Source organism: Wolbachia endosymbiont of Nasonia vitripennis (assembly GCF_048054115.1).
In the GTDB taxonomy this organism is placed as follows: domain Bacteria; phylum Pseudomonadota; class Alphaproteobacteria; order Rickettsiales; family Anaplasmataceae; genus Wolbachia.
Genome location: NZ_JAFEVF010000069.1, coordinates 1 through 2,626, shown reverse-complemented (window position 1 = coordinate 2,626; position 2,626 = coordinate 1). Strand labels below are relative to the sequence as shown.

Annotated in this window: 3 protein-coding genes; all 3 read right to left on the bottom strand. The window is 33.8% G+C overall.

Annotation, left to right across the window (positions count from 1 at the left end; all coding sequences use genetic code 11):
* Positions 1 to 602 precede the first annotated feature (602 nt).
* The 3 genes from pyrF to JR053_RS05265 are packed head-to-tail and all read right to left on the bottom strand — an operon-like array spanning position 603 to position 2,518.
* Positions 603 to 1,283: an orotidine-5'-phosphate decarboxylase gene (gene pyrF / locus JR053_RS05275; RefSeq protein WP_010401398.1), complete on the bottom strand. Its 681-nt coding sequence runs from the start codon at positions 1,281 to 1,283 to the stop codon at positions 603 to 605.
* A gap of 43 nt (positions 1,284 to 1,326) precedes the next feature.
* A complete protein-coding gene (locus JR053_RS05270; protein WP_010401397.1) occupies positions 1,327 to 1,827 on the bottom strand; it encodes a hypothetical protein in 501 nt (166 codons plus the stop codon).
* Positions 1,814 to 2,518 (bottom strand): hypothetical protein, encoded by a 705-nt coding sequence (locus JR053_RS05265; protein WP_416603803.1) that lies wholly within the window; start codon positions 2,516 to 2,518, stop codon positions 1,814 to 1,816. The genes JR053_RS05270 and JR053_RS05265 overlap by 14 nt, the downstream gene beginning before the upstream one ends.
* Positions 2,519 to 2,626: the final 108 nt, after the last annotated feature.

The following is a 2,626-nucleotide window of genomic DNA, read 5'->3' as shown; positions in this document are numbered from 1 at the left end:
CGGTCTTTCAGATTCGTGGTAGAAGGATGCTGATTTTGGTTTTGACTTTGTTAATTCTTCTGTCAGTTAATTCATGCCTGTCAGATCAAGTCTAAACTATTACAGTTGAAGTAAAAAAAGCAGTGTAGTATTACACCACGGTAAATATTATACTTAATCGTTAGCACTATACAGCATCCATTTTTTTGTGTCAAGCATTTTTTTTCGCTGCGTATCTGTTCAGAAGAATGTGCAAATAAAGTACGTAGCTGTACAAATTTGCCAAAACAATAAATGGTATCCTGTGCTGGGATCCATTTTTCTATCATCACCAGAAACGTTGATTACTTTTATACCTGTAAATTTAACTGGATCCCAGTGTCAGGGCACTGGGATGACAGAAGAAAAAGGCCTGTATCGGCTACTTCGATGACACTCACAGCCCTGTCATTCCAGCGCGTGACGCTGGAATCCAGAAAAAAAAGAAAAATGGTCAAGCACTAGGATGACACCCATTTAGTTATCTTTTCTCGTCTACCTTGTTTTGCCACCCTGCTGAACGGATACATACCGTTTGTTGCTTTTATTCTATGGTACCTTATCTACCTTGCCGCTCTCCTGCTTCAATCAGTAAGGGATTTCAATATTAATTCTGCACTACTTGCGGGATTGCCGCTTTTTGTAATTGGTCTGCCAATTACGATATAATCAGCTCCTGAATTTATTGCTTCTTTTGGTGTTGCTGTCCTTTTTTGATCATCATGACCTCGATTTATACGGATTCCTGGAGTAATAATTTTAAAGTCTTTACCACATTCTTGGCGCACTTCTTGAGCTTCTAGTGCAGAGCAAACTATTCCATGCAGTCCAATCTTTTTTGCAAGCTTTGCCAGCAAAATTACCTGTGATTTTGTTTCTCTTGCCACTCCGAGTTCACTCAGATCTTCATTGATCATGCTGGTTAGTACTGTTACTCCAATTAGCTTTATTTTCTTTCCTTGCACTACACTTAGTGCTTCTTTAAGCATTTTTGTTCCACCACTGATATGCAATGTTAGCATTTCAACATCTAGAGCTTTTATTGCTTCAACTGTTCTAGCTACAGTGTTTGGAATATCATACAATTTTAGATCTAAAAAAATTGGTACATTGCATTTTGCAACTTCTCTCACTCCAGAAGGACCATGTGCAGCAAAAAATTCTAACCCAAGTTTTACCATGCCAACCTTATCACGCAGACCATTAGCCCAAGATATGGCTTCATTCAAATCTTGTGTATCCAGTGCGCATATTATTGGGTTCATTATCTTGTATAATTTTTTTTATAATAAGAGTAATTGTTGCATTTTACAATCCATATTCAGGGATTGGTCCACTTGCAATGCTTTGTACAGACACTGAACACGATAATCTGGTCGGAGTGGGTGAACGACTGGCATATCCAAGATCTTCCTGTAAAGAATCAGACGTTTCCTCCGATGTTTTGGAACCTTTCATTGGCTTGAATTGCACAAGCTGCCCTAATATAAATTTTATTTTCTGAGTCTCCCCTAATATTATTTTTTTGCTATAATCTTTAATTGTTTCATTTTCTCTTATCGATTCTTCTATCTTATCTATCACATATTGAAGTTGTTTTATTTGACTGTCTCGCTCTAAAAGTGAATTTCTTAAATTTTTCACTTCGTTATTACAATCTTGTCTTATTCTGTCTAACTCAAAAGATTGATTTTTAATTAAACCGTCTGCTTTATCTAGCTCTTCAAATTTCCTTTTTAACTCTTGAGATAAGTTTTTATTTTTCTGATCAATTTCTTTAAATTTACATTGTAATTCATCTAATTTCACACAAAGTTCTTCTTTTATGTAATTCTTCTTTTTTCATATATAGTATATGTTTCTCTTTACGTAATTTGTCTATTTCCTTAGATAACTCCTCTTTTTCTTTAGATAATTTCTCTACTTCCTTATATAATTCCTCATATTTATCATTGTCTATTTTTCTTTTCAATTCGATTATAAGTTTTTTCCTCTCAGTTAGATTAGCTTCTTTTTCCTGTAACTGTTTACACAAATATGAGATTTTATGGAGTAGTTCTTTTTCTTGTGCAGCAAGCTCATCTTTCTCCTTCGTTACTTTTTCTAATTCTTCTGTTATTCCAATTATATGGATCATTTTTGCTTCTAATTTCTCCTCCAAAGATTTTTTTTCTTTAAGAAAATATTTCCTCTCAGCTTCTATTTTTTGACAAAATTTTCTTCCTTCCTCGTATAAATTGTGCTTTTCTTGAGTCAACTCACGCTCTTTGTGAGCAAATTCCTTTCCCACTTTCCTAGTGTCAATAATTATTTTATACAAAATCATAAAAGCCAAAACAGATAATACAGCTAAAGCGAGAATTAAAGAACTAGGTACATTAATAAGCGCTAAAGATGTAAGTAATGTAAGAGTAGCCAGAGAACTAGCTATAAAATAAAATGTATTATATTTATTAAGTAAATTGCTCATGTAATAGTTTAGACTTGATCTGACAGGCATGAATTAACTGACAGAAGAATTAACAAAGTCAAAACCAAAATCAGCATCCTGTTTAATGCTATCAATATTTTTCTGATAAGCAATATGCATACTATCAAAAAAGGTTTG

Coding starts and splice junctions, on each gene's coding strand:
- pyrF (WP_010401398.1), bottom strand. CDS start 1,283: ATGAACCCAATAATATGCGCACTGGATACACAAGATTTGAATGAAGCC.
- JR053_RS05265 (WP_416603803.1), bottom strand. CDS start 2,518: ATGCCTGTCAGATCAAGTCTAAACTATTACATGAGCAATTTACTTAAT.